This window comes from Bacillus sp. FSL E2-8900, from assembly GCF_037966225.1.
GTDB classification, from domain to species: domain Bacteria; phylum Bacillota; class Bacilli; order Bacillales; family Bacillaceae_G; genus Bacillus_A; species Bacillus_A cereus.
Genome location: NZ_CP150193.1, coordinates 1,684,631 through 1,710,408 on the forward strand (window position 1 = coordinate 1,684,631; position 25,778 = coordinate 1,710,408).

The following is a 25,778-nucleotide window of genomic DNA, read 5'->3' on the forward strand; positions in this document are numbered from 1 at the left end:
TTTTGATTATACGAAACAATCTGATTACTTATCAAGTTTATTTTATCGTTTTTTAACAAAATGGTGTCAATGAAAAAAAGAAGAAAAATATTTGAATTTTTTGTGACGAACTTGTAGGTTTTTGTATGATTTTGTAGGTTCGCTTATAAGATGTGTGAGTAGCTTTTATAAATTCAAATTGAAAGCGTTCGCATGAAGGGGATGAACATAAATGAAAAAATTCGGATTGGCAACACAAATTTTTGTCGCGCTTGTTTTAGGGATTGTAGTAGGGGCAGTCTTTTATGGCAATAAAACGGCGATTTCTTATATCACACCAATTGGGGATATATTTATTCACTTAATTAAGATGATTGTAGTACCAATTGTTATTTCAGCATTAATTGTTGCAGTAGCTGGTGTAGGAGATATGAAGAAGCTTGGGAAACTGGGTGGTAAGACAATTCTTTATTTCGAAATTATTACGACGATTGCTATTTTAATGGGATTACTTGCAGCGAATATATTCCAACCAGGTACTGGCGTTGATATGAGTAATTTACAGCAAAGTGATATTTCTTCTTATAAACAAACTGCAGATGCAACAGAGAAGAAAGGTTTTGCTGAGACAATTGTTCACATTGTACCGAAAAACGTATTTGAATCGATTGCACAAGGTGACCTATTACCGATTATATTCTTCTCAGTATTATTCGGCTTAGGAGTTGCGGCAATTGGAGAAAAAGGAAAGCCAGTCTTTAACTTCTTTGAAGGCGTACTCGAAGCCATGTTTTGGGTTACAAATCAAGTTATGAAATTTGCACCATTTGGTGTATTCGCATTAATTGCCGTTACGGTTGCAAAATTTGGTGTAGCAACATTACTTCCGCTAGGAAAACTAGTGCTAGCTGTATACGTAACTGTTATACTATTCGTTGTGATTGTATTAGGTATTAATGCACGAATGGTTGGAGTAAACATTTTTACATTAATGAAAATTTTAAAAGAAGAACTGATTCTTTCGTTTACAACAGCAAGTTCAGAAGCTGTTTTACCTAATATAATGAGAAAAATGGAAGAGTTCGGTTGTCCAAAGGCAGTTGCCTCTTTCGTAATTCCGACAGGTTATACATTTAACTTGACTGGATCGGCTATTTATCAAGCGTTAGCGGCATTGTTTGTTGCACAAATGTACGGTGTGCACATGTCACTAACGGAGCAAATAACGTTATTATTCGTTCTCATGTTAACATCCAAAGGTATGGCGGGAGTTCCAGGTGCATCGTTCGTTGTTGTATTAGCAACGTTAGGTTCAATGGGGTTACCACTAGAAGGTATCGCATTAATTGCGGGAATTGACCGCATTTTAGATATGATTCGCTCATCTGTCAATGTATTAGGAAATGCATTAGCGGCCATTGTTATGTCGAAGTGGGAAGGCGAATTCGATAATGAGAAAGCAAAACAATATGTAGAAACAGTCAAAGAAACAAAAGCAGCATAAGAAATCGTTAAGGAGTGAATAATCATGGCAACATTAACTGAAGTTAAAAATGGTGTTCGAATTGAAAAAGATTTTTTAGGTGAAAAAGAAGTACCAAACTATGCATACTACGGCGTACAAACAATGCGTGCAGTTGAAAACTTCCCAATTACAGGATACAAAATCCATGAAGGTTTAATTAAAGCGTTCGCAATTGTAAAAAAAGCAGCAGCGCTTGCGAATACAGATGTAGGAAGATTGGAATTAAACAAGGGCGGTGTGATCGCAGAAGCTGCTCAAGAAATTCTTGATGGAAAATGGCATGATCATTTCATCGTAGATCCAATTCAGGGCGGAGCAGGTACTTCAATGAACATGAATGCAAATGAAGTCATTGCCAATCGTGCGCTTGAATTATTAGGAATGGAAAAGGGAGACTATCATTATATTAGTCCAAATAGTCATGTAAATATGGCCCAATCAACAAATGATGCATTCCCAACGGCGATTCATATCGCAACATTAAATGCATTAGAAGGCTTATTACAAACGATGGGTTATATGCATGATGTATTTGAATTAAAAGCAGAACAGTTTGACCATGTTATTAAAATGGGTCGTACACATTTACAAGATGCGGTGCCAATCCGTCTTGGACAAGAATTTAAAGCATACTCTCGCGTACTTGAACGTGATATGAAACGAATTCAACAATCGCGTCAACATTTATATGAAGTAAATATGGGGGCAACTGCAGTTGGTACAGGCTTAAATGCAGACCCAGAATATATTGAAGCAGTTGTAAAACATTTAGCTGCAATTAGTGAATTACCGCTTGTTGGTGCAGAAGATTTAGTAGATGCGACACAAAATACGGATGCTTATACTGAAGTATCTGCAGCGCTTAAAGTATGTATGATGAATATGTCTAAAATTGCAAATGACCTTCGCTTAATGGCATCAGGTCCACGTGTTGGTTTAGCGGAAATTATGTTACCAGCTCGTCAACCAGGTTCTTCTATTATGCCAGGGAAAGTAAACCCTGTTATGCCAGAAGTTATTAATCAAATTGCGTTCCAAGTAATAGGTAATGATCATACAATTTGCCTTGCTTCAGAAGCAGGACAATTAGAATTAAACGTGATGGAACCAGTACTTGTTTTCAACTTACTGCAATCGATTAGCATTATGAATAACGGTTTCCGTGCCTTTACAGATAATTGCTTAAAAGGAATTGAAGCGAATGAAGATCGCTTAAAAGAGTATGTTGAGAAAAGTGTAGGAATTATTACAGCCGTGAACCCTCATATCGGTTATGAAGCAGCAGCTCGCGTTGCGAAAGAAGCAATTGCAACAGGCCAATCCGTTCGAGAACTTTGTGTGAAAAATGGTGTATTGTCACAAGAAGACTTAGAGTTAATTCTAGATCCATTCGAGATGACACACCCAGGGATTGCAGGAGCAACTCTTTTAAAGAAAAATTAAAAGAAGAGGGGGACAATCCCCTCTTTTTTGTTTACAATATAGAAATGCTATATATGAATAGAGGTAGGGATGTTATGAGCAAGTTTACAGTAGCTTCTAATGGTGCATTAGAAACAACATTAAGAGGAGCAGAAGTATTATCAACACCACTTTTAAATAAAGGGGTAGCTTTCACACAAAATGAAAGAGAAGAGTTAGGTTTAAAAGGGTTATTACCGCCAGCGGTTTTAACGTTAGAAGAACAGGCACGCCGAGCATACGAACAATTTAGTTCTCAGCCGGATGATTTATTAAAGAATGTATACTTAACTGCGTTACATGATCGAAATGAAGTATTATTTTATCGTATATTAACAGATCATTTACGTGAAATGTTACCGATTGTATATACACCAACTGTCGGTGTAGCAATTCAAAGATATAGTCATGAATATCGTAAACCACGTGGTGTTTATTTATCAATTAACGATCCATCAGGTATCGAAGAAGCATTCACGAATATCGGTGCAACAGCTGAGAACATTGATTTAGTCGTTGTAACAGATGGAGAAGGCATATTAGGAATTGGTGACTGGGGCGTTGGTGGTATTAACATCGCAATCGGAAAATTAGCTGTTTACACTGCTGCAGTTGGAATCGATCCTAGTCGTGTATTACCGGTAATTTTAGATGTAGGTACAAACCGTGAGGAGCTATTAAACAATCCATTTTATATTGGAAATCGTCACCCTCGTATAACAGGTGAAGCTTACGATGAATTTATTGATACGTTTGTACAAGCGGTAAACAAACAATTCCCGAAAGCACTTTTACATTGGGAAGACTTTAGCTCTCGTAACGCACGAAAAATTTTAGATAAATACCGTCATGACGTTTGTACGTTTAATGATGATATTCAAGGTACAGGTGCAGTTTCACTTGCGGCAGTATTATCGGCAGTGAAAGCTTCTGGTGTACCGCTAAGTGAACACCGCGTTGTTGTATTTGGTGCTGGTACGGCTGGAATCGGTATCGCAGATCAAGTTAGAGATGCGATGGTCCGCGTAGGCGTATCTGAAGAAGAATCATATAAGCGTTTCTGGTGTATTGATCGTAACGGGTTAGTTACAGATAATATGGAAGATCTTCTTGATTTCCAAATTCCGTACGCAAGAAAAGAAGCAGAAGTAAGTGAGTGGAAAGAAAATGATGTGATCGGACTTGCTGAAGTTGTGAAACATGTAAAACCGACAATTTTAATTGGTACATCTACTGTTGCAGGTGCATTTAAAGAAGAGATTATTAAAGAAATGGCTTCTCACGTAGAAAGACCAATCATTTTACCAATGTCGAATCCAACGCCACTTGCTGAAGCAAAACCAGCAGATTTAATCGATTGGACAGAAGGAAGAGCGTTAGTTGCAACAGGAAGTCCATTTGAACCAGTTACATATAACGGTGTAACGTATGTGATTGGACAATCAAATAATGCACTTATTTTCCCAGGGCTTGGTCTTGGAACAATTGTAGTACGAGCAAGCGTCATGACGGATGGAATGTTCGCAGCGGCTGCTGAAGCAGTTGCAAGTATGGTAGATACAAGTCAGCCAGGAGCACCTATTTTACCAGAGGTCGAAGAATTACGTAATATCTCAGAAATGGTTGCAATTGAAGTAGCGAAAGTTGCAGTTGCAGAAGGTGTTGCAAGAGTGAACTTAAGTGATAACGATATCAAGATGGCAGTGCAAGAAGCAATGTGGAAGCCAGAGTATCGCCAAATAAAAGCGGTAGAAAAGGTTAGAATATAGAAAAAAAGCCCGTTTATAACAATAAGCGGGCTTTCACTTTTACTACTGAAAAAAAGTATAGGAAGTGTCACCTTTGAATTGGAATCAATTATGGAAGAAAGATATGTCCCTTTTAATTATATTAATGGTCGTTGTTCCGATTGCTGGGGAGCTGAACTTTCATCCCTTTAATGATACGTTTCGAGTTAGCTTCGGTACACCGCTATTCTTCTTTTTATTATTATTTTTAAGAAGAGTACCAGCAGGAGTTGCAGGTATTCTTGTTGGTATATCTGTAGTCTTATTCCGAGTATGTCTTGACTGGATCATGCAAGGTTCATTTCATATGACAGAATCATTTTATTTGCGTTATCCTGTGTTCTTCTATTATTTTATTTATGGCAGTTTTTTTTCGCTTTGTAGGGTAAATAAGTTCCATCAGAAACCAATCATTATTGGATGCCTTGGAATTTCAATTGAAATTGTTGCAAGTATGTCAGAACTTGCGTTTTATCACATGTTAGTACTAGGTACAACAATAACGATTTCTGAAGTGAATAAACTTATTATTATTGCTATTTTTCGTAGTTTCTTTGCACTTGGTTTTTTAAATATGATGAATTTATATGAAACGAAATTAAAAGAATCGCAAGTTCGAAAAGAAAATGAAAATATGTTAATGCATCTTTCTAATTTATATGTGGAATCTGTTCATTTGAAAAAGACGTTACAAAATGCGGAGTTAATTACACAAGAAGCATATCAACTATATCGAAATTTACAAGTAAGCGCTGATTCAAGTAGTAAAACAGCATTGAAAATAGCGGGGGAAGTGCATGAAATAAAAAAGGATAATCAAAGGATATTTGCAGGATTATCTAAACTGTTATTAGATAAAAATGTGGCTGAATATGTAGAAGGACATGAGTTAGCAGAGATGATTGTTAGAATAAACGAGAAGTATGCTGAAATGCTAGAAAAGGATATACGTTTTTCTAAACATATAGAAGGTGAGCATGCTGCATACCACGTGTATACAGTGCTATCAATTTTTAATAACTTAGTTGCAAATGCAGTTGAAGCAATTGAAGATAAAGGTTTCGTTATTATTAAGCTATATAAAAGAAATCAGCATATATTTTTTGAAGTAATTGACGATGGGCCTGGTATTACACAAAAGTATAAGAAATTAGTATTTAAGCCAGGATTTACTTCCAAGTATGATCAAACGGGAACACCGTCAACTGGTATTGGGCTTTCTTACATAAATGAAATGGTAACAGAGCTAGGCGGAGAAGTGAAATTAGAAGACCGAGAAAATAAAAGAGGATGTAAGTTTATCGTTTGTTTACCAGAGGATAGTTTAAAGCAGGAAGGGGAATAGATTTGTTTTATTATATCGTAGACGATGATGAAGTTTTCCGTTCGATGCTTTCGCAAATTATTGAAGATGGAGATCTTGGAGAAGTAATTGGTGAGGCGGATGACGGAGCTTTTATTGAAGCGGATCAACTAAATTTTAAAAAAGTAGATATTTTATTTATTGATTTGTTGATGCCGATGAGGGACGGAATTGAAACAGTTCGTCACATTGCGTCAACTTTCACGGGGAAAATCATTATGATTTCTCAAGTGGAATCGAAGCAGCTTATAGGTGAGGCATATACACTTGGTGTAGAATATTATATTACAAAACCATTAAACAAAATCGAAGTTGTATCTGTTGTACGCAAAGTGATGGAGCGTATTAGATTGGAGCGTTCTATACATGATATTCAAAAATCATTGAATAACGTGTTTCAGTGGGAAAAGCCGCAATTGCGTACTGAACCAGTGCAAGAAGGAAAAAAGATAGGGGATTTAGGGCGCTTTTTACTATCAGAACTCGGTATTGCCGGAGAGAATGGAAGTAAAGATTTACTTAGTATGCTGGAATATTTATATGGTCAAGAAAAGGCACAGACATTTGAGTTTGGCTTTCCTGCGTTAAAAGAAATGTTTCATCATATTACGATAAGGAAATTAGGGGATCTAGCTTTAGAGGCGGATATTGATAAAGAGAAAAAAGCGTCTGAACAAAGAGTACGTCGAGCTATTTATCAGTCGTTAAATCATTTGGCTTCTTTAGGATTAACAGACTTTTCAAATCCAAAATTTGAAAGCTATGCTCCAAAATTTTTCGATTTTACCGTAGTTAGAAAACGGATGACAGAAATGACGAAAGATGAACTCGCATCTTCTGGTCATACGCGAATTAATACGAAGAAGTTTATTCAAGTGTTGTATTTTGAGGCGAAGAGGTTGATGGAGATAGAGTGAAGAAGATGCTTATAAATAAGCATCTTCTTTTGTTAAATCAACATTTTATATTTTCTCGTGGAGCATGTAAAATGTTAAGTAAGAGAAAATGGTTTTATATTAAGGAAGTGTCAAAGCGATGAGTTTCACATTGAATAAATTGATTATTAAAGAAGTGTGCGGAGAGACCTCATATAAAAGAGGTGAAGCCTATTATAAATCAAATAAAGTGATAATAGATCATTACGATGAAAATAAAGAAATTTGTGAGGCGACAGTAAAAGGGAACGAGGATTTCCATGTTACAGTAGCAAAAGCCAAAAAGGGTGATGTTGTTGCAAAATGTAGTTGTCCTTCATTAGCGTCTTTTCAAACGTACTGTCAACATGTTGCAGCAGTATTAATACAAATAAACTATAATCAACAAACAGGTGGAATGAGCTCCACTAGTAGCAGAAATGATCAATTGACAAGTGGTATGTTTCAGCTGTTTGCAGACAAACCACTGAGGCCAAAAAGTAAACAACACCGTTTTGATACACGTGAAATATTAGATATTGAGTTTATATGTACACCAGTTGCTACGAGAAGTGGTGGGGCTCTTCTTGGGATTCAATTGAAACTTGCCAAAGTGTATTTCATAAATCATATTAGAGAATTTCTTTCTAAGGTGGAGAAAAGAGAGTCTTTTCATTGTTCAAATGAATTTACATATACACCAGATGTACATAGTTTTAAACAAGAAACGGATGCAATTATTCAGCAGCTCATTAAAATGTATCATAACGAAAAAATGTATGAAGATACGCTAGAAGTACATGCGAAACAAGATGAAAGTATGATATTTATACCACCAGCTTCATGGAAAGATATGCTCTTTTCACTTTCTAAAGCTGAATATGTACAGCTGAAACAAAATGAACAACTGTTTCAGGGATTACAAGTTTCAAAAGGTTTGTTGCCGTTACACTTTGAATTTACGAAGGGAAATAATGGCGGATTTACACTTCATATAGATGGTTTAAATCGTGTACAAGTTATGGATATGTATAACAATGCACTTTACGATGGGAAATTATATCACTTACACATTGAAGATTGTATGCGACTTATTGAATTACAAAAGATGATGAGTCGCTCAAATAGTAATCAGTTTTATATTCCAGAAAGTAAGATGGAACATTTCGTCGCGAAAGTTGTACCAGGATTAATGAAGCTCGGAACTGTACACATTGATGAAGTAATATCGGATCGTGTTGAAACACCTTCGCTAAAAGCGAAATTGTATTTAGACCGCGTGAAAAATCGCTTATTAGCAGGTCTTGAATTTCACTATGGGAACGTCATGATTAATCCGCTAGAAGAGGATGGACAGCCGTCTGTTTTTAATCGTGATGAGAAAAAAGAAAAAGAGATTTTAGACATTATGAGTGAAAGTGCTTTTGCAAAAACAGAAGGCGGTTACTTTATGCATAATGAAGAAGCTGAGTATAACTTTTTATATCACGTCGTGCCAACATTAAAAGGTTTAGTTGATATTTATGCGACAACAGCAATCAAATTGCGAATTAGTAAAGGGGATGCAGTTCCTCTTATTAGAGTGAGAAGAAAAGAAAGAATTGATTGGTTGTCATTTCGTTTTGATATAAAAGGAATACCAGAAGCAGAAATTAAAGGTGTATTAGCGGCCCTTGAAGAGAAACATAAATATTATCGATTGGCGAATGGTTCGTTTTTATCGCTAGAGAGTAAAGAGTTTAATGAAATTAATCAGTTTATAAAAGAATCAGGTATTCGGAAAGAATTTTTACATGGAGAAGAGGTAAATGTTCCGCTTATTCGAAGTGTAAAATGGATGAACGGACTTCATGAAGGCAATGTTTTAAGTTTGGATGATTCTGTTCAAGAGTTAGTAGAAAACATTCAAAACCCGAAAAAATTAAAGTTTGCTGTGCCAAATACTTTAAATGCAGAAATGAGAAAGTATCAAGTATATGGGTTCGAATGGATGAAAACACTTGCTCATTACCGTTTTGGCGGTATTTTAGCAGATGATATGGGACTTGGAAAAACGTTGCAAAGCATTGCTTTTATAGATTCTGTTTTGACTGAGATTCGAGAAAAGAAACTGCCAATATTAGTCGTTTCACCATCATCTCTTGTTTATAATTGGTTTAGTGAATTGAAAAAATTCGCCCCGCATATTAGAGCAGTTATTGCAGATGGAAACCAAGCAGAGCGCCGGAAAATTTTGAAAGATATAACGGGATTTGATGTCGTAATCACGTCATATCCATTACTGAGAAGAGATATAAGATTATATGCAAGACCATTTCATACACTATTTCTTGATGAAGCACAGGCGTTTAAAAACCCTACAACGCAAACGGCAAGAGCTGTGAAAACAATTCAAGCTGAATACCGTTTCGGACTAACTGGTACACCTGTAGAAAATTCATTAGAAGAGCTATGGTCTATCTTCCATGTCGTCTTCCCGGAATTATTACCAGGAAGAAAAGAGTTCGGTGATTTAAGGCGTGAAGATATAGCGAAGCGAGTGAAACCATTCGTATTAAGACGATTAAAAGGGGACGTATTAAATGAGTTGCCAGAGAAAATAGAGCACTTACAATCATCGGAGTTATTACCCGATCAAAAGAGTCTCTATGCTGCTTATTTAGCGAAGTTAAGGGAAGAAACGTTAAAGCATTTAGACAAAGACACGTTACGTAAAAATAAAATTAGAATTTTAGCTGGTTTAACGAGATTGCGACAAATTTGTTGTCATCCCGCTTTATTTGTTGATGATTACAAAGGAAGTTCAGCTAAATTTGAACAACTGTTAGAGATTTTAGAGGAATGTAGAAGTACAGGGAAGAGAATATTAATTTTTTCTCAATTTACGAAGATGCTTTCCATTATTGGTCGTGAGTTAAATCGACAAGCAATTCCATACTTTTATTTAGACGGGAGTACACCAGCGCAGGATCGTGTAGAGCTGTGCGATCGGTTTAACGAAGGAGAAGGAGATCTATTTCTCATTTCTTTAAAAGCTGGTGGTACCGGACTTAATTTAACTGGTGCAGATACAGTAATATTATATGATTTATGGTGGAATCCAGCTGTTGAACAACAAGCGGCCGATAGGGCGTATCGAATGGGACAAAAAAATACAGTGCAAGTTATAAAGCTAGTAGCTCAGGGAACAATTGAGGAGAAAATGCATGAACTGCAAGAAAGTAAGAAAAATTTAATCGCTGAAGTGATTGAGCCGGGAGAAGAGAAATTGTCCTCAATCACAGAGGAAGAAATTCGAGATATTTTAATGATTTAATATAAAAAAGCTATGCCTTCAAATTTATGAGGGCATAGCTTTTTTGTTGTAATAATTATATTTTGTTTTGTACAAAGTAAAGAAATCAAATGTTATTTAAATTACTTCTTTGTACCTTTACTTTTGTATGGTTTGGCAGCTGCCTTTTTCTTTGCACTTGATTGCCAACGGTTCCATCCTTTACTTCCTGTACCTTGTCCTACACCTTTTTTCGGTTTTGCTTTCGTTTTACTCATATGATCACTCCGTTATATAAAAATCTTATTTGATAATAGTCAATGATTTAGAAAATACTCTTTATAAATGACTATGATTGCTTTAAGTAAAAATAAACTGCTTGAATGCTATAGTATAACATGAATTTGCAAGTAAACTGAAAGGAATTATAAAGAAAATGAAAATAATAAGAAATACTGCAGATTCTATATTCCGAACGATCACATTAATTGTTGTGTATACGTTAGTTTCGGTCAGTGAAACATTTTTTGGATTGACGAGGCAGAAAAAGTAAAGATGTTAAATTAACAACAATCAATAAAGCCGTAAAATAAAGAATTGAAAAATATTTTAAAACTTTTTGTTGACTTTCTTTATTTTTTGTATAGAATAATCATTAATAAAATGTTTCAGAGATGTGACAACAAAACGACTATGAAAGGACGAGTAGTAGTAGGACGTAGTTTAAGCGAGTCAGGGGTGGTGTGAGCCTGATACGAAGCCTATTATGAAGAACCTCCTGGAGTTGCTAACCGAAATCCTTTATAGGAAAGTAGACTTAGCCGGGAACTTCGCCGTTACAAGAAGAACAGTATCGAGATATTTCATCTCCGTATTGTATAAGTGAGCAACCTCTGTTGCTAATTTGGGTGGTACCGCGGAACCAAAGCCTTTCGTCCCAGTTTTTTGGGAAAGAAGGGCTTTTTTTGTTGGCTTCTTTTCACAACATCCAAACATTTTAGGAGGAAACCACCATGTATCAATCATTAATGACAGTAAGAGAGACTCAAATCGCAATTAAGGAAGTTAAAACATTTTTCGAGGACCAATTAGCAAAACGCCTTGAACTATTCCGCGTATCTGCACCATTATTCGTAACGAAAAAATCAGGATTAAACGATCACCTAAACGGTGTAGAACGTCCAATTGAATTTGATATGTTACATTCAGGAGAAGAATTAGAAATTGTTCATTCACTAGCGAAATGGAAACGATTTGCATTACATGAATACGGATATGAAGCTGGTGAAGGTTTATATACAAACATGAACGCGATTCGTCGTGATGAAGAACTTGATGCAACGCATTCCATTTATGTTGACCAATGGGATTGGGAAAAAATCGTTCAAAAAGAATGGCGTACTGTTGAATACTTACAAAAAACAGTACAAACAATTTATGGAATATTCAAAGATTTAGAAGATCACTTATTTGAAAAATATCCGTTCCTTGGAAAGTATTTACCGGAAGAAATTGTTTTCGTTACTTCTCAAGAATTAGAAGATAAATATCCAGAATTAACACCGAAAGATCGTGAACATGCAATTGCAAAAGAACACGGTGCAGTCTTCATTATCGGAATTGGTGATGCACTTCGTTCAGGTGAAAAGCATGACGGACGCGCAGCTGATTATGACGATTGGAAATTAAACGGTGACATTTTATTCTGGCACCCAGTACTACAATCTTCATTTGAGTTATCATCAATGGGAATTCGTGTTGATAGTAAATCACTTGATGAGCAGTTAACGAAAACTGGTGAAGACTTCAAACGTGAGTATGATTTCCATAAAGGTATACTAGAAGACGTACTACCATTAACAATCGGCGGTGGCATTGGACAATCAAGAATGTGCATGTACTTCTTACGTAAAGCACATATCGGTGAAGTTCAATCTTCTGTATGGCCTGACGATTTACGTGAAGCTTGCAAGAAAGAAAACATTCATCTGTTTTAATAGAAGTAAGAGAGGGTAGCTCAAAGAGTTATCCTCTCTTTTTATTGCGTAAACGAATGGTTTACAGTGAATTTTACTAATGGTTTCTTTCTTTTACATCTCTTTTTATGTAATAATTTGTTAAAGGAGGGGACGTTATGAACTTAGGAGAACAGTTAAAAAAACTACGAGAGTCAAAGGGATTTTCACAAGAGGATGTTGCTAAAAAGATTGGTGTAACGAGGCAAGCAGTATACAAATGGGAAAATGATAAAAGTTATCCTGATATTGATAATTTAATTTTGCTGAGCGAAATGTATAATGTTACGCTAGATGAGTTGATAAAAGGGAATCAAGATTTCAAAAAGAAAATACATAGTGATGCAGAAGATGAGGATTTTGAGAAAGAGAATGATTTTGGTTTTTATATTGGGTTTGGATTGCTAATTATGAGTGCATTCATTGATTATGAAGGAATACAAGTATTTGTATTAGGAGTTGCACTATTCATGATGGTTTTTTATTCGAATGTGAAGAAAGTTATTTTGAATGAATATAGATCGTTTTTTCAAGAGAAAGAGCGAAAAGATATATGTGATAAAAAGTGAGAAGAGTTAGTTATATTTCCTAGGAAAGGGTATAACGAATATTTTTATTGTATTATAATGATTTTGGGATATCGGTAATATGAAAGCTATTTGGGTAGATCCTTGAAATCTATATGTAAAATGATAATAAAGTTATTTAATTTTAAAAGCTCAAACAAGCATAACCCCGTTCTAAAGCTAGGACGGGGTTCAAAATATAATAATAAAATCGCTTAAGAGTCTACGTTTTATTCAATGATAGTGCCTTTTTATAAAACGTCACTTGCTTATTTATTACCGAGTTCTTCCGCTAAACCGATTAAAATTCCTTCGACTCCACGAATGTAGCAGAGACGATACGAGTTCTCGTACTGAACTACTTCACCAACGAGCTCTGCACCATGCTTAGTGAGTCTCGATACCATTTCGTCAATATCCTCGACGGTGAACATGACGCGTAGATAACCGAGGGCGTTTACAGGAGCTGTTCGGTGATCTGCTATAGTAGGAGGGGTGAGAAATCGCGAAAGTTCAATTCGGCTGTGGCCATCTGGAGTGACCATCATAGCGATCTCTACGCACTGAGAACCGAGTCCAGTTACGCGACCAGCCCATTCACCTTCGACATTGGCTCGACCTTCGAGATTCAAGCCAATCTCCTCAAAGAAAGAGATTGCGTTATCAAGGGATTCTACAACGATGCTGACATTGTCCATTCGTAGTAATTTGTTTTTTGCCATAGTCTTATCTCCTTATGTATAAAAGTTCATTATTTAATCATCCTCATAATTATACTACTAAGTAGTTACAAATTCCTTTCAGTCAAAAACACCTTGTCACAGTATAGGAAAAATTGACAAGGTGCTTTTAATATGTCATATAGCATCTTGTTAACGAATAGCTTTTTATTTAATAGGAAGGAAGTAGATTAATATGATTTTTTTATAAGCGTTACTAAACATATCAAATTAGCTCATTTGCACGAAAGGCTCAATTTTCGCCATAAATGATTGATGCAGCGCCTCAACGCCTGTTACTAAATGAAGGCGGTCAATAACGACAGACACTTTAATTTCTGATGTACTTACCATTTTAATATGAATATCTTCTTCTTTTAAAGTAGTGAACATATTTGCAGCGACACCTGGGTTAGATACCATGCCAGATCCTACGATTGATACTTTTGCTAAGTGGTTTTCATGTTCTACAGATTCATAGTGAAGAGTTTCTTGATTTTGTTCCAAAACTTTTAAAGTTTCTCTTAAATCATTCGAGTGAATGGAGAAGGAGAGATGTACAGTTCCTTCATTTGTAATACTTTGAATGATGATATCTACATTAATGTGTGCTGCTGCTAATGTAGAGAAAACTGTTGAAAGCGAGCCTTGTTCTAGTCCTTTAATTGTGACACGTGTAATATTATCCTCAAATGCAATACCTTTAACGATTGATTGTTGTTCCATGTTACATTCTCCTTTTACAATTGTTCCGTTTTCTTGTTCCATACTTGAGCGAACTTCTAAAACTACGTTATGATTTTTAGCAAACTCAACGGCGCGCGGGTGTAATACGCCAGCACCGAGATTAGCAAGCTCTAACATTTCGTCATAAGAAATTTCGTCTAATTTGTAAGCATCTTTTACAACTCGTGGGTCCGTCGTATATACGCCTGTAACATCCGTATAAATATCACATTTTTTTGCTTTAAGTGCAGCGGCTAATGCGACAGCAGTTGTATCAGAACCGCCTCGTCCAAGCGTTGTAATTTCAAAATCTTCACTGACTCCTTGGAAACCAGCTACAATAACAATCGTACCTTCAGCAAGATAAGATTGAATACGATCTGTATGAATGTCAGTAATCCGTGCACTACTATGTACAGATTCTGTCGTAATACCTGCTTGCCACCCTGTTAATGAAATTGCATGATAGCCTTTTGCTTGCAGTGCTATTGTTAATAATGAAATAGTTACTTGTTCTCCTGTAGATAGAAGCATATCCATTTCACGTTTACTTGGATTTTCTGTGATAGCGTTAGCGAGTGCGACAAGTTCATCTGTGCTTTTTCCCATTGCTGAAACGACAGAGACAATGCTATGACCTCGTTCATATTCTTCAATAATTAAATTTGCTACATGTTGAATGCGTTCGACGCTTCCGACAGAAGTGCCACCAAATTTTTGAACAATTGTTTCCATTACAAATTCCTTCTTTCGTCTATTTTTAAGAATAGATTAGGAAATATATCAATCCCAATACTCCTGTAGTTACCAGAAAGACAAACAAAAAACACCATCTCAAATAAGTGAGGATGGTGCTGTTACAGGAAAAGGGAAACAGAAAACGGAGCTAATAAAAAAACCGCCAAAAAAGGAATATCATAAAAAATGATATCTCTTTTTTGTAGATAGCTCTTCATACGTACACGTCTGTACATATGACAGTTCTGTTTCTATTCGAAAACAGCCCCAATTGATAAATGCAGAGAAATTTATCAATTTCGGCAATACTTCCTTTCATCTAAGTTCATAGACATCTCTGTGTCTCCATTAGAATACTCATAAGTATCGCAACCTCTATCTCACGTTTTAGGCGAGAGTGTTTGATTTATGAAGTTGTTGGTAACATTTGTTTTATAATAATTTAAATTTTTCGGGGAATCAAGTGTTTTATATATATTTTAAAAATTCTTTCTTTTTTCTGAGGAAGTTTGTGAAAAATGTAGCAAAATAAATGCATTGCATGTACATTAAACTTATAGTGCATAGGAGGTGGGGAGAATGAAAAGGAAACAGCCTATTTATGTTGCGACAAAAATGAACAAGAAGATGGAAAATTACGGGAATATACGCAAGAACCACATATACATACAGTGTGGGATGCTCGCTTTACTGAAATTTCGTATTTAGAGAAAAAAGAAGGAGAACCACAGAAGTTTTTGTATAAAACAAAGATTGGATTTGGGTTTGAAATAGCTGGAGAAGGGGAATCAATAGGTGAAATAAGAAAAGATATTTTAATGCAGTTATGCAATTGGATGGAAACGAAAATGAAATTGTAGATTATTTTGGCGAACCACATTTACTCGTTTCTACACTGCATTTTCATATCGATGAGTTAGGGGCAATGCATATTTCTTCAAAGAAACAATGGTTTTATATGTTTGGAAGAAAAATGCCGTTACCAAAATTTTTGTATGGTGAAGCAAAAATTGTTGAAAGTTATGATGCAACACTACAGTGTTTTCGAATTCATGTACAAGTACGAAACCCGTTAATTGGCTCGCTTTTTTCATATAAGGGAACATTTGTGGAAAGGAAATAAACGATATGAAAAATATAATATTTGGGCTTGCTTGTTATGTTGTTTTTCTAATATATGAGTGGTCGAATATAAATCCTGTTGAAGCAATTATATTATTGTCTGTTTTATTATTTATACCAATGTCACTTTGTATTATTGATAAAAGAAAAAGAGATGGATCGTATTTATTATTTTATAAATTCGTATCGTTTTTATATCCAATCGCAGCAATTTGTGCAATGCTAGCTTTCGTCACAAATTACAATGTATTTGCGCTAGTTTGGTTTGTATATACAGGAATTGTTGCGTTATTTGGTGTAAGTAGATTGCTAGAAAGAGGATGGAAGCCGTTAGAAGAAATCGCCATAGATAGTGCGTTTATTTATTTGTTTTTAGGTGGTTTTTGGTTTTTTGCTTCAGTAGCAAAACTTTCAATTATGCATTTTAGCTCTGACATTGTTTTACTCACAGCAGCGCATTTTCATTATTCGGCGTTTCTATTGCCATTATCAGCTGGTTTAATAGGGAGAAAAAGAGAAAAGAGAAGTAAAGTATATGATGCTATTATGTTTATCATCATGATTTCACCTATGACAGTTGCAATAGGAATTACATACTCGAGAATATTTGAATTTTTTGCAGTGCTCCTATATTTATGTGCCATTTATGGATATGGATTTTACGTTTGGAGAGCAAAATTTAATGCTATCAGTGCAAAGATTCTTTTAATCGTTTCGTCTAGTACACTCATGGTTACAATTATGTTCTCACTTATATATTCATACGGAAATTTGAAGCATGTAATGACGATTACAATTGCTCAAATGGTTTGGATTCACGGTGTTGTCAACGGAATTGGAGTAGCGTTACCGGCATTTGTCGGCTGGATGATCGAAAAGAGTGTTCCGAATTATAAATACTATGGGAAACCAATGAGTAAATTAAGAGGAAGTGTGGCAATTGGTGAGGCTTTTTTATATAGCGGCAATTTAGTAGGCAGTAAGGAATACAACGGTTTAGTTGATCAAATAACTGATTTTCATAGTGAGTCATTTGACGTGACGAAGGTACCTTTAAGTATGATTCGTTTTTATGAAAATACAACAGAGTATGAGTTGCAATCAAATATTAAATGGGCTCGTTGGTTCCGCCTATTTGCATTTTGTTATGAGAAAATGAGCAAGCATGTAGGACAAATACATTTAGGGATGGGCGGCAATTGGGAAACGATGCATGGCTCTATCATTAGTGTAATAGATGAGAAAGATGGAAGAGAGAATGTAAGGGCTTGGATAAGGAAAAATGAAGCAGGTGAATCTATTTTTGTAGCTCTTTATTCAAAGCATACAAATAAGAATGAGACATATATGAATATCGCCTTACCTTTACCTTATTCGAATATGACTGGTATTTTGAAACTATATAATGATAATCATGATTTAATCATTACTAGTAAGTTAAGAGAAAATGGCCAGGGAGATGAGGGGATTTATTTACATACTCGGTTCTTAACAATCCGTTTACCGTTAGCAGAGACTTTCATCATTACAGAGGGTAAGGATAAAATGTTAACAGCTCATCATAGCATGTGGCTATTTGGACTTGAATTTTTACATATTCATTATAAGATTGAAAAAATTGCACAGAAGTAAGAAAGGCTTGGATGGGTTTCCAAGCTTTTTTATGTATGGGTAATTGTCATAGAAATTTGTTTATTTAGCTCATTATCCCAAACACGTTGAATTTCAAAAGTGCCTGTTTCAAAAAATAATGGGAATCTTTCTTTAAACCAAGTTTGCATAGGTAGCTTTAGTGCTGTATTGATTGGTATCCATAATAATTCACCCTCAGGAGGATTCAAAAGAAGTTCACCTTCAAATGAGTCTGTCCAATAGTTAAATACCATATATCGAACATTACCTTTCGGATTGACATATTCATCTAATCCTTTAAAAGTTAAATTGGAAACAAGTAATCCAGTTTCTTCTTTTACTTCTCTTATAGCGGCTTGAACGATACTTTCGGGGAAATCTACTTTGCCGCCAGGAGCGATGTAGCCAGGGAAACCTCGATGGCTGGGGCGTTTTATGAGTAAAATTTCATTGTTACGTTGGATCATACACATTGTATAGATCTGATGTTCGATGTTATGTGAATTTGGAGGCATAATGATGTATTCTCCTTTATATTTTTTTGATAATTTTACCATAACATAATTGTTTCTTATATAATTAGAAATGGAATGTTATAAATTTTCAGTTATATATTATAAATTCTATAGTCATTCGAAAAGAGGGGAGAGACATGCAAGGAGAAATACAAAAGGAGAAAAGTTTAGGTTATATTGGAAAATTATTATTACCAGTTAAAGTATCAACGCACTTTAAGTTTTTATGGATTGGACAATTACTCTCGGCCTTAGGTAGTTCGATAACTATGGTCATACTTCCAGTTGTTGTGTATTCATTAACTGGTTCAACAGTTGTAATGGGGATGACGATGGCAATGTACATGCTACCTAATATTCTTGCTTTACCGTTTGCGGGTTTAATTGTAGACCGAATTGATCGGGTTAGGTTAATGTTATTTACGGATATAATCCGCTGTATATTAATGCTATTACTTGCATCGCTTATATTTATGGATTTATTAACAATTACGATTTTATATATTCTCGTTGCCATATACGGACTTATGGAAGGGATATTCCAACCAGCATATTCTGCTGTAAGGGCGAAAGTATTCGTCCCTGAAATTCGTAATGCAGCTAACGCACTCACTCAAATGAGTAATCAAGGTATACGATTAATTGGGCCAGCACTTGGTGGGTTAATCGTATCGGTTGCATCTGCAGGGATAGGTTTCGGACTAGATGCAGCAACGTACTTATTATCATTTTTATGTTTATTATTTTTAAAAGAAATTAAGTTTAAAAAAGTAAAACCCATTGAAAAGAGTAAGCTTAATTACAAACAAGAGTTTATGGAAGGTGTTTTAGTTTTAAAAAGTCATCCGTGGCTGTGGATTACAATTTTAGTTTTTTCTTTTATAAATATTTGTTATGCCGGCATTATCGTCGTATTAATTCCATGGTTATTTAATGTTCATCATCATTTTGAAGCTTACGTGTATGGACTTGGCATGGCCTTTTCTGGTGGTGGGGCTGTAATTGCCGCATTAATATTTGGTGGGAAAGAGCTGTGGCATAAGAGAGGATTACTGGCTTATGGAGGTGTTTTAATGAGTGGCATTGCTTTATTAATTATGCCATTCATTTCTTGGGCACCCGCTTTAATATTCTTAATGGCAATTGAAGGATTTGGCATGATGATATTTGGACTCATTTGGGAAACGAGTTTACAGGAGCTTGTACCAGAAGAAGCATTCGGAAGAGTGGCAAGCCTTGATATGTTGGGTTCTTTTGCTTTATTGCCATTAGGATACGTAGTTGTAGGCTGGTTAGCTACTGTCATAGGTGGCGAGATAACTATTATAACACTAGCTAGTTTAGTAATTTTAACAATTGGAATAGCATTGTCTGTACCGAGTATTCGTCGATTTAATTGATTATATGGGAAAATAGGGCTAGACCTATATAGAAAATAACTTAGCATATAATCAACTAGTATTAATAAAACATCTTTGTAATGAAAAGCCTTCCATACACATTTGGCACAAAAAAATTAGTATGGAAGCAACAAAATTAGAAATCACAAAAGAAGTGACGGAAGCGATACAAGCAGGTTTCAAAAAAGAAGACTAAGCCCTAAAGAAATTAGGACTTAGTCTTCATTAAATACAAATGTTTGTTTCATTTTTTTACCTTCATTTACCGGATGGCCGTTATAAGAGAAATTCTTTTCTTCCCAAGTGATTACAACTTTAAAATTATGACTATTAAAGTCTAATGGGAATACCATGTAGTCAAAGCTTGTATGACTTTTAGAAATATTTTCATTAGGTGTAGTAGGTTTAAAGGTAGCCTTAGAGGTAGGATTGTTATCAAGTATTTCCACAGATACGTTTGATACATCATGACCGATGTTTTTTACGAGTAAACTATACGTATCAAATACACCTTGTTTCGGCTGGATTGCTTGCTTGTTTGAGTTATGAGATTTATCAATTTCGACATACCATTGTTTAGACTTTGACGCAATCGGTAGTGACTGAAATGTGTAAGCACTAGCTTGCATTGGTAGTGCTAAACATACAAGCGTAAAGAGAGTTAATATTTTTCGTTTCATTTTTTAAGAGCTCCCATTCTTTAATGGATTTACTTGTTATTATCTTCTTTTTACGAGTAAATATACCATATAATGTAAAGTGGTTATTGTGAGTAGTGAATTAATATATTATTCACTACTCTTATAGCTGGCATAATTACGTATGTAGTAAGAAAGAATAAATTTGTTTTTTCTATACTTAGATTGCTGCCCTTTTTAAAAGGGCTATTTTTATGTTTTAATAAAAAGAATATACTAAGAGTTCCGTATAAATTATTTATTTTAATGTAGTTAAATGTGCTTGTATATGTGAAATTAGAGAGGGAAGCTGTGTAGAGATGTTTCTACACAGCTTTTTAGGATATGAAAAAATTGCCAAAAATATGTTAAAATATCATTGTCATACAACAAGGGGGATTTGTTTTATGGAAAATGGACATCTTGCTAAAGTAGACTTAACGAAAAAAATTGAATCAAAATCTAAGTACAATAAGAAATTAGAAAAATATCAAAGGCGCTTATTAGCATTACAGCAAATTTTGAAAGAAGAAAAAATCGCGGTTATGCTTGTTATGGAAGGATGGGATGCGGCTGGTAAAGGTGGGGCAATTAAGCGGGTGACGGAACATCTTGACCCACGTGGGTTCCAAGTAGATCCAATTGGAGCGCCTGCACCTCATGAAAAACGTTACCATTATTTGCAACGTTTCTGGCGCAAAATTCCACAGTACGGGCAAATTACTATTTTTGATCGCTCATGGTACGGTCGTGTGTTAGTTGAGCGTGTTGAAGGTTTTGCTACAAAGGAAGAGTGGATGAGAGCATATGATGAGATTAATGATTTTGAAAAACTACTAACAGATGACCATTACATAATGGGGAAGTTCTTCTACCATATAAGTAAAGAGGAACAGTTAAAGAGATTTAAAGATAGAGAGAAAAATCCTTTTAAAAGATGGAAAATTACAGACGAAGATTGGCGTAATCGTGAAAAATGGGATGAATATGTTGAAGCGATGGAAGACATGTTTGAAAAAACAAGTAAGCCAAATGCGAAGTGGCATATTATTGAAAGTAACGATAAATTGTATGCTCGTGTGAAAACGTTAAAAATTATTATTTCATTCATTGAGGATTATTTCTTAGAACATGGTATAGAATTGCCTTCTTATTATTATGAAATGAAAGAGGATATTGAAGTTTTGCAAGATGTAGGTGTGAAAGAGTAAATAAGAAAATGGTCCTGTGAATTGGTGAAACCAAATTATGGGGCTTTCCTACTATTGGTTGCAAATGATTGATGTTCATTCAACAAATATAGAAATTATTATTCCATGTATGATATTAGGTGTTGGATATGGTTTAGTAGTGGGGCCAATTACAGTTTTAAGTGCGTCTTCGTTTGAAGGAGAATTGTTAACTGCTTCTCAAAGTGTTGTATCAATGTTACGACAAGTTGGAATTGTATTGGCAGTCGCAATATTTGTCTCTAACTTAACTCACAATTTAACTGTAAATAAAGAAAAAGTATATCGTTATGCAGAAGAAAAGGTGCGTACTATTCATGTGAATAGTACTGAGCAAACTGAAATTTTACAAATGACTAAAGAGAAAATAGAGAATCAAAGTTTAGAGTCGAATATAAATAAGAAACAAAATGCAATGACAATGGGATTAAGTAAAGAGAAAAAGGAAGAATTGATTCGCGACAAGACGGATGAAATATTAAGAAAAGTTCCAGTAGAATATAGAGATGTAAAAAGAGAAGAAGTTATGAGGAAAGTGACAAAAGAAGTTGAAAAACAAGGGGAAAGTATAAAGAAAGAGGTACTCACATTTTCAAATGATGTGAATCATTATGCCAAGAATCAGATGGCTATGAGTTTTACAGATTTATATAAAGCAAGTGTGCCAATTATTTTAATTTGTGCTTTCGTAAGTTTGTTGTTTTGGGAAGGGAAAGCTTTGAGTAAAAAGAGAAAGGGAAGGATAGTAGAAGAAGCGTAAAGGAAAACAGGCTGCTATTAGCCTGTTTTCCTTACGTTAGTATGAAAAATCTGGATTTAATTCTTTAAATTTATGACTATAATGCCTTTTATTATTAAAACCAACAAAATCAATTCCGACGCAAGATTCTAAATTTCCGTCTACAATCGTAGAATCCACGAAGCTTAAATGTTTTAATTTTTGTAGTTCTTTAATGAATTGTAGATTTCGTATGTTACCACAACTTGATAAGATGAGAGTTTCTAATTCCGTTAAATAGCGCAAATATTCGTGGTTTTTAAGCTTACTGCAATGGTCGAATTCGATGTGTTTTAAAGTTGAAGCATTGTTTTCAATTTCATCAATATGCTCTAAATGTCTTAAATAATTGAGTTCTAAATGCTTTAATTTAGGGAATGATCTACATCCTTTTAATGAACTAATATTCCCTTGTGTAATGCTTAGTTTTTCGATTTTTTGCAAAGAAATTAATTCTTCAAGGTTCTTTTGTTTCGGTTTGTATTTCCAAATGTATAGTTCTTTTAAGTTAGGACAAGATTCGGAGCCCTTAATGTTTTTATTACACTGTATGTGAAGTTCCTCTAAATTTGTAAAGCTTTCTAGCTCTGTTAAGTTTAGTGGAACTTGTGGTTCTTCTAGTGATAAAGATTTTAAGTTTTTTAATTTATATAGGGCTGAATAATCAGTAATATATGTACTACTAATGTGTAAGCTTTCAATTTGTGGACAGCGTTCGAGAAAATTAATATGGTGCAAACTATACCTAAGATCATTAATGTAAACACCCGTAAAGTTGTTTGTATTAATGAAGTTTACGTACTCATCCAGTCTGTTTTCATGGATTTGTACTGTGCCATCCATAACTAAAAAGTTTTGTGGTTTCTTTTTGATAGATATTTGTAAAGGATTCATGTATTGAAATATTTCTGTTTTATTTTCTAAAATAGTTTTAACACTTGTTTTGACGGTTGGAACATTATCTCTTTCTTTGTAAGCTATTAAAGTTGGCTTTATTTCTGACGGATCTGCTAATAAAATTTTTGGAGCCATTTCATGTAGTACATCTTCATTTGAAGATATACAGCTAACCATTGCATCCAGTGCGATTAAACTTAAAGGGTGTCCTTTTGTTAGCCAAGACTTAATTCGTCTCCAAGTTAGTTGTGATACTGCAGCTAATCGCGCCCAATCGTTATGAAATGATACTGCATGTTCCTCTATCCAATCTAATGTTTCTGAGGATTGAAAAGAATGCAGACAAATGAAGGAAGTGGTCGGAAGCTCACTTTTTAATACTGTTTTTAGCCTTTCTATTACTAAAGGAAAGGCTTCTTCAAATGGTAAACAATAAGCTGCAGCGTGAGAAAGAGGTGCAAGTAAATCTTCATCAAATTCTTTCCACAGTTTTCTTATCCAATCTGAGGCGAATTCTCCTAGTACACATATAACAATCTCAAGTAATCTAGTTTTAATTACACCATTCATTGTGTTTGAAAAGCGATTTATAACAGCATCTAATACTTCGTTTTGATCGTACCTATTAAGAGCTTCAATTTCTGCTTCTTGAAGAAACCATCTAGTCATGGTGTAATCAAGTAATTCCTCTAAACTAGAGCGAACTTCTTCTAAAGTGGGCACGGGTGTAAGTTTGTGCTCATTCATCTCTAATTTTGGTTGCTTCGCTTTACCATCTTCTTCATAAAAACTATCATGCAAATAATATTTATAAGGTGAGTGAATCATTACAAGGTGGTACCATTCTTTAGGATGTAAAGATAACGAAATAAGACGCTCATGACATTGGTTACATAATTTATAAGGTTGATTTGCTTGATCGGATTCTTCTATTTTATATACTGGATCATGTTTGCAAGCTTCACATAATTCTACTGTTTTTTTCATTGTTTCCTCCTTGCCTATTGTGAATAGTAGTATTTTTAATATAGCATGGGATAAGTCGAGTATGATTAGAAAGTTTTTTAGAATGAAAGGAAGGAATGGAAAATGCCATTGAATATGTAACGTTATACATAGTACATTAACAAGAGGGATTAATTTTAAAAGGAGGATGGGGAATTGCTAGATAAGGCAGGGGCTTTAATAGATAATCATGTGTACACAGAAGAAGAGCAACAAAAACTATACAAACGAACGTTAATAATCGTCAGCATTTCACAAATGTTTGGCGGTGCAGGACTAGCTGCTGGTATTACAGTGGGAGCACTTCTTGCGCAGCAAATGCTTGGAACAGATGCGTTTGCAGGATTACCAACTGCTATGTTTACATTAGGATCGGCATTAGCAGCTTTCATAGTAGGGAAGCTTTCGCAACGATATGGACGCCGGATAGGTCTTGCAACAGGGTTTATAGTAGGTGGATTTGGAGCAATTGGTGTTGTAATGTCAGCTTTAACAAATAGTATTATTCTTTTACTTATTTCTTTACTTATATATGGTGCTGGTACAGCCACAAATCTACAAGCTCGTTATGCAGGTACAGATTTAGCAGATAAGAAGCAGAGAGCAACGGCTGTTAGTATTACGATGGTAATGACGACTTTCGGTGCAGTTGCAGGACCAAATTTAGTAGGGGTAATGGGAAGTTTTGCTCATTCAATTGGAGTTCCTAAACTTGCAGGTCCGTTCATACTATCGGCAGCAGCATTTATACTGGCGGGTCTAGTTCTTTTTGTTATGCTTCGTCCAGATCCTTTGATTATTGCTAACATAATAGAAAGATATAAACAGGAACATACATATAAAGGACAACCAATAACAGAAGAAGCGAAAGAAAATAAACGAGGTATTACAGTTGGAGCAATCGTAATGATACTTACGCAAATCGTGATGGTTGCGATTATGACGATGACGCCAGTTCATATGGGACACCACGGTCATGGTTTAAGTGCAGTAGGACTTGTGATAGGTTTTCATGTAGGTGCAATGTATCTTCCATCTCTCGTTACAGGAATGTTAATTGATAAAATTGGCCGAACTACAATGAGCATAGCTGGTGGAGTGATTTTACTTGCAGCGGGTGTCATAGCTGCGATAGCGCCAAGTGATTCTTTATTATTATTAATCGTTGCTCTGTCTTTACTTGGGCTAGGATGGAACCTCGGATTGATAAGTGGTACAGCACAAATCGTTGATTCCACAACACCGTCTACACGTGCTAAAACACAAGGGAAAATAGATGTTTTTATTGCGCTAGCTGGAGCTTCTGGTGGAGCAATGTCAGGTATGGTAGTAGCGAATTCAAGTTATGCGGCATTGTCATTGGCTGGAGGCGTGTTAGCGTTATTACTTATTCCTGTTGTGATATGGTCTCGAAAAGGGGCAAGAAATTAAATGAAAAAGAGGTTCTAGTTACTGA

General features: G+C 35.1%; 18 protein-coding genes, 3 pseudogenes, 1 riboswitch and 1 other annotated feature. Of the genes and pseudogenes, 15 read left to right on the forward strand and 6 right to left on the reverse strand.

The genetic code is table 11. From position 1 onward, the window contains the following. Positions 1-211 precede the first annotated feature (211 nt). From NST90_RS08795 to NST90_RS08820, 6 genes are all read left to right on the forward strand, one after another. Positions 212-1,483 (forward strand): cation:dicarboxylase symporter family transporter, encoded by a 1,272-nt coding sequence (locus tag NST90_RS08795; protein WP_000713293.1) that lies wholly within the window; start codon positions 212-214, stop codon positions 1,481-1,483. A 24-nt stretch (positions 1,484-1,507) separates the two neighbouring features. Further along, positions 1,508-2,947, forward strand: coding sequence for an aspartate ammonia-lyase (gene aspA, locus NST90_RS08800; protein WP_016122264.1), 1,440 nt, complete (start codon positions 1,508-1,510; stop codon positions 2,945-2,947). A 74-nt stretch (positions 2,948-3,021) separates the two neighbouring features. Beyond that, entirely contained in the window at positions 3,022-4,734 is a 1,713-nt protein-coding gene (gene malS / locus NST90_RS08805) for an oxaloacetate-decarboxylating malate dehydrogenase (RefSeq protein ID WP_044306982.1), read from the forward strand. 64 nt (positions 4,735-4,798) lie between these two features. Continuing rightward, the gene (locus NST90_RS08810) at positions 4,799-6,097 is read left to right on the forward strand and encodes a sensor histidine kinase (protein WP_002023846.1); all 1,299 of its coding nucleotides are present in this window, start codon (positions 4,799-4,801) and stop codon (positions 6,095-6,097) included. Positions 6,098-6,099: 2 nt separating this feature from the next. After that, entirely contained in the window at positions 6,100-7,032 is a 933-nt protein-coding gene (locus NST90_RS08815) for a response regulator (RefSeq protein WP_283748212.1), read from the forward strand. A gap of 118 nt (positions 7,033-7,150) precedes the next feature. Next, positions 7,151-10,345: a DEAD/DEAH box helicase gene (locus NST90_RS08820; RefSeq protein WP_048534330.1), complete on the forward strand. Its 3,195-nt coding sequence runs from the start codon at positions 7,151-7,153 to the stop codon at positions 10,343-10,345. 101 nt (positions 10,346-10,446) lie between these two features. Here the strand turns inward: NST90_RS08820 and NST90_RS08825 are convergent, their stop codons facing one another. Beyond that, positions 10,447-10,581 (reverse strand): DUF3934 domain-containing protein, encoded by a 135-nt coding sequence (locus NST90_RS08825; protein WP_000047588.1) that lies wholly within the window; start codon positions 10,579-10,581, stop codon positions 10,447-10,449. 406 nt (positions 10,582-10,987) lie between these two features. Then, positions 10,988-11,246, forward strand: a binding site (T-box leader). Positions 11,247-11,316: 70 nt separating this feature from the next. Here NST90_RS08825 and asnA point away from each other — a divergent pair. Beyond that, positions 11,317-12,300, forward strand: a complete 984-nt coding sequence (gene asnA / locus NST90_RS08830) for an aspartate--ammonia ligase (protein ID WP_000284917.1) — start codon at positions 11,317-11,319, stop codon at positions 12,298-12,300. 137 nt (positions 12,301-12,437) lie between these two features. Beyond that, positions 12,438-12,887, forward strand: coding sequence for a helix-turn-helix transcriptional regulator (locus NST90_RS08835; protein WP_001048452.1), 450 nt, complete (start codon positions 12,438-12,440; stop codon positions 12,885-12,887). A 266-nt stretch (positions 12,888-13,153) separates the two neighbouring features. On the opposite strand, the gene NST90_RS08840 is transcribed toward NST90_RS08835, so the two are convergent. Then, on the reverse strand, positions 13,154-13,606 hold the full coding sequence (locus tag NST90_RS08840) for a VOC family protein (RefSeq protein ID WP_001107259.1): 453 nt from the start codon (positions 13,604-13,606) through the stop codon (positions 13,154-13,156). A gap of 228 nt (positions 13,607-13,834) precedes the next feature. Next, positions 13,835-15,064: an aspartate kinase gene (locus tag NST90_RS08845; protein WP_000448028.1), complete on the reverse strand. Its 1,230-nt coding sequence runs from the start codon at positions 15,062-15,064 to the stop codon at positions 13,835-13,837. A 202-nt stretch (positions 15,065-15,266) separates the two neighbouring features. Further along, a riboswitch (Lysine riboswitch) is annotated at positions 15,267-15,453 on the reverse strand. Between the two features lie 193 nt (positions 15,454-15,646). Here NST90_RS08845 and NST90_RS08850 point away from each other — a divergent pair. The 3 genes and pseudogenes from NST90_RS08850 to NST90_RS08860 all read left to right on the forward strand — a co-directional run. Further along, a pseudogene (locus tag NST90_RS08850) lies at positions 15,647-15,879 on the forward strand (hypothetical protein); the annotation flags it as partial. Then, a pseudogene (locus NST90_RS08855) lies at positions 15,867-16,190 on the forward strand (DUF4166 domain-containing protein); the annotation flags it as partial. The pseudogenes NST90_RS08850 and NST90_RS08855, both read left to right, overlap by 13 nt. A 5-nt stretch (positions 16,191-16,195) precedes the next feature. Next, positions 16,196-17,821 carry a YndJ family protein gene (locus NST90_RS08860; protein ID WP_000789388.1) on the forward strand — a complete coding sequence of 542 codons (1,626 nt, stop codon included), beginning with the start codon at positions 16,196-16,198 and terminating at the stop codon, positions 17,819-17,821. A 29-nt stretch (positions 17,822-17,850) separates the two neighbouring features. Here the strand turns inward: NST90_RS08860 and NST90_RS08865 are convergent, their stop codons facing one another. Continuing rightward, the gene (locus NST90_RS08865) at positions 17,851-18,336 is read right to left on the reverse strand and encodes an 8-oxo-dGTP diphosphatase (protein WP_001134945.1); all 486 of its coding nucleotides are present in this window, start codon (positions 18,334-18,336) and stop codon (positions 17,851-17,853) included. A gap of 137 nt (positions 18,337-18,473) precedes the next feature. Here NST90_RS08865 and NST90_RS08870 point away from each other — a divergent pair, with 137 nt between their 5' ends. Next, positions 18,474-19,736, forward strand: a complete 1,263-nt coding sequence (locus NST90_RS08870) for an MFS transporter (RefSeq protein ID WP_001161164.1) — start codon at positions 18,474-18,476, stop codon at positions 19,734-19,736. A gap of 215 nt (positions 19,737-19,951) precedes the next feature. Here NST90_RS08870 and NST90_RS08875 read toward each other — a convergent pair whose 3' ends face one another. Beyond that, entirely contained in the window at positions 19,952-20,416 is a 465-nt protein-coding gene (locus NST90_RS08875) for a hypothetical protein (protein ID WP_000823346.1), read from the reverse strand. Between the two features lie 404 nt (positions 20,417-20,820). On the opposite strand from NST90_RS08875, the gene NST90_RS08880 reads away from it, so the two are divergent. Continuing rightward, positions 20,821-21,624 carry a UDP-galactose-lipid carrier transferase gene (locus NST90_RS08880; RefSeq protein WP_046392607.1) on the forward strand — a complete coding sequence of 268 codons (804 nt, stop codon included), beginning with the start codon at positions 20,821-20,823 and terminating at the stop codon, positions 21,622-21,624. Positions 21,625-21,658: 34 nt separating this feature from the next. Continuing rightward, positions 21,659-22,402: pseudogene (locus NST90_RS08885) on the forward strand (MFS transporter); the annotation flags it as partial. Between the two features lie 36 nt (positions 22,403-22,438). Here NST90_RS08885 and NST90_RS08890 read toward each other — a convergent pair. Beyond that, the gene (locus NST90_RS08890; RefSeq protein WP_046392608.1) at positions 22,439-24,304 is read right to left on the reverse strand and encodes a hypothetical protein; all 1,866 of its coding nucleotides are present in this window, start codon (positions 24,302-24,304) and stop codon (positions 22,439-22,441) included. Positions 24,305-24,478: 174 nt separating this feature from the next. On the opposite strand from NST90_RS08890, the gene NST90_RS08895 reads away from it, so the two are divergent. Beyond that, positions 24,479-25,753: an MFS transporter gene (locus tag NST90_RS08895; RefSeq protein ID WP_000884521.1), complete on the forward strand. Its 1,275-nt coding sequence runs from the start codon at positions 24,479-24,481 to the stop codon at positions 25,751-25,753. Positions 25,754-25,778: the final 25 nt, after the last annotated feature.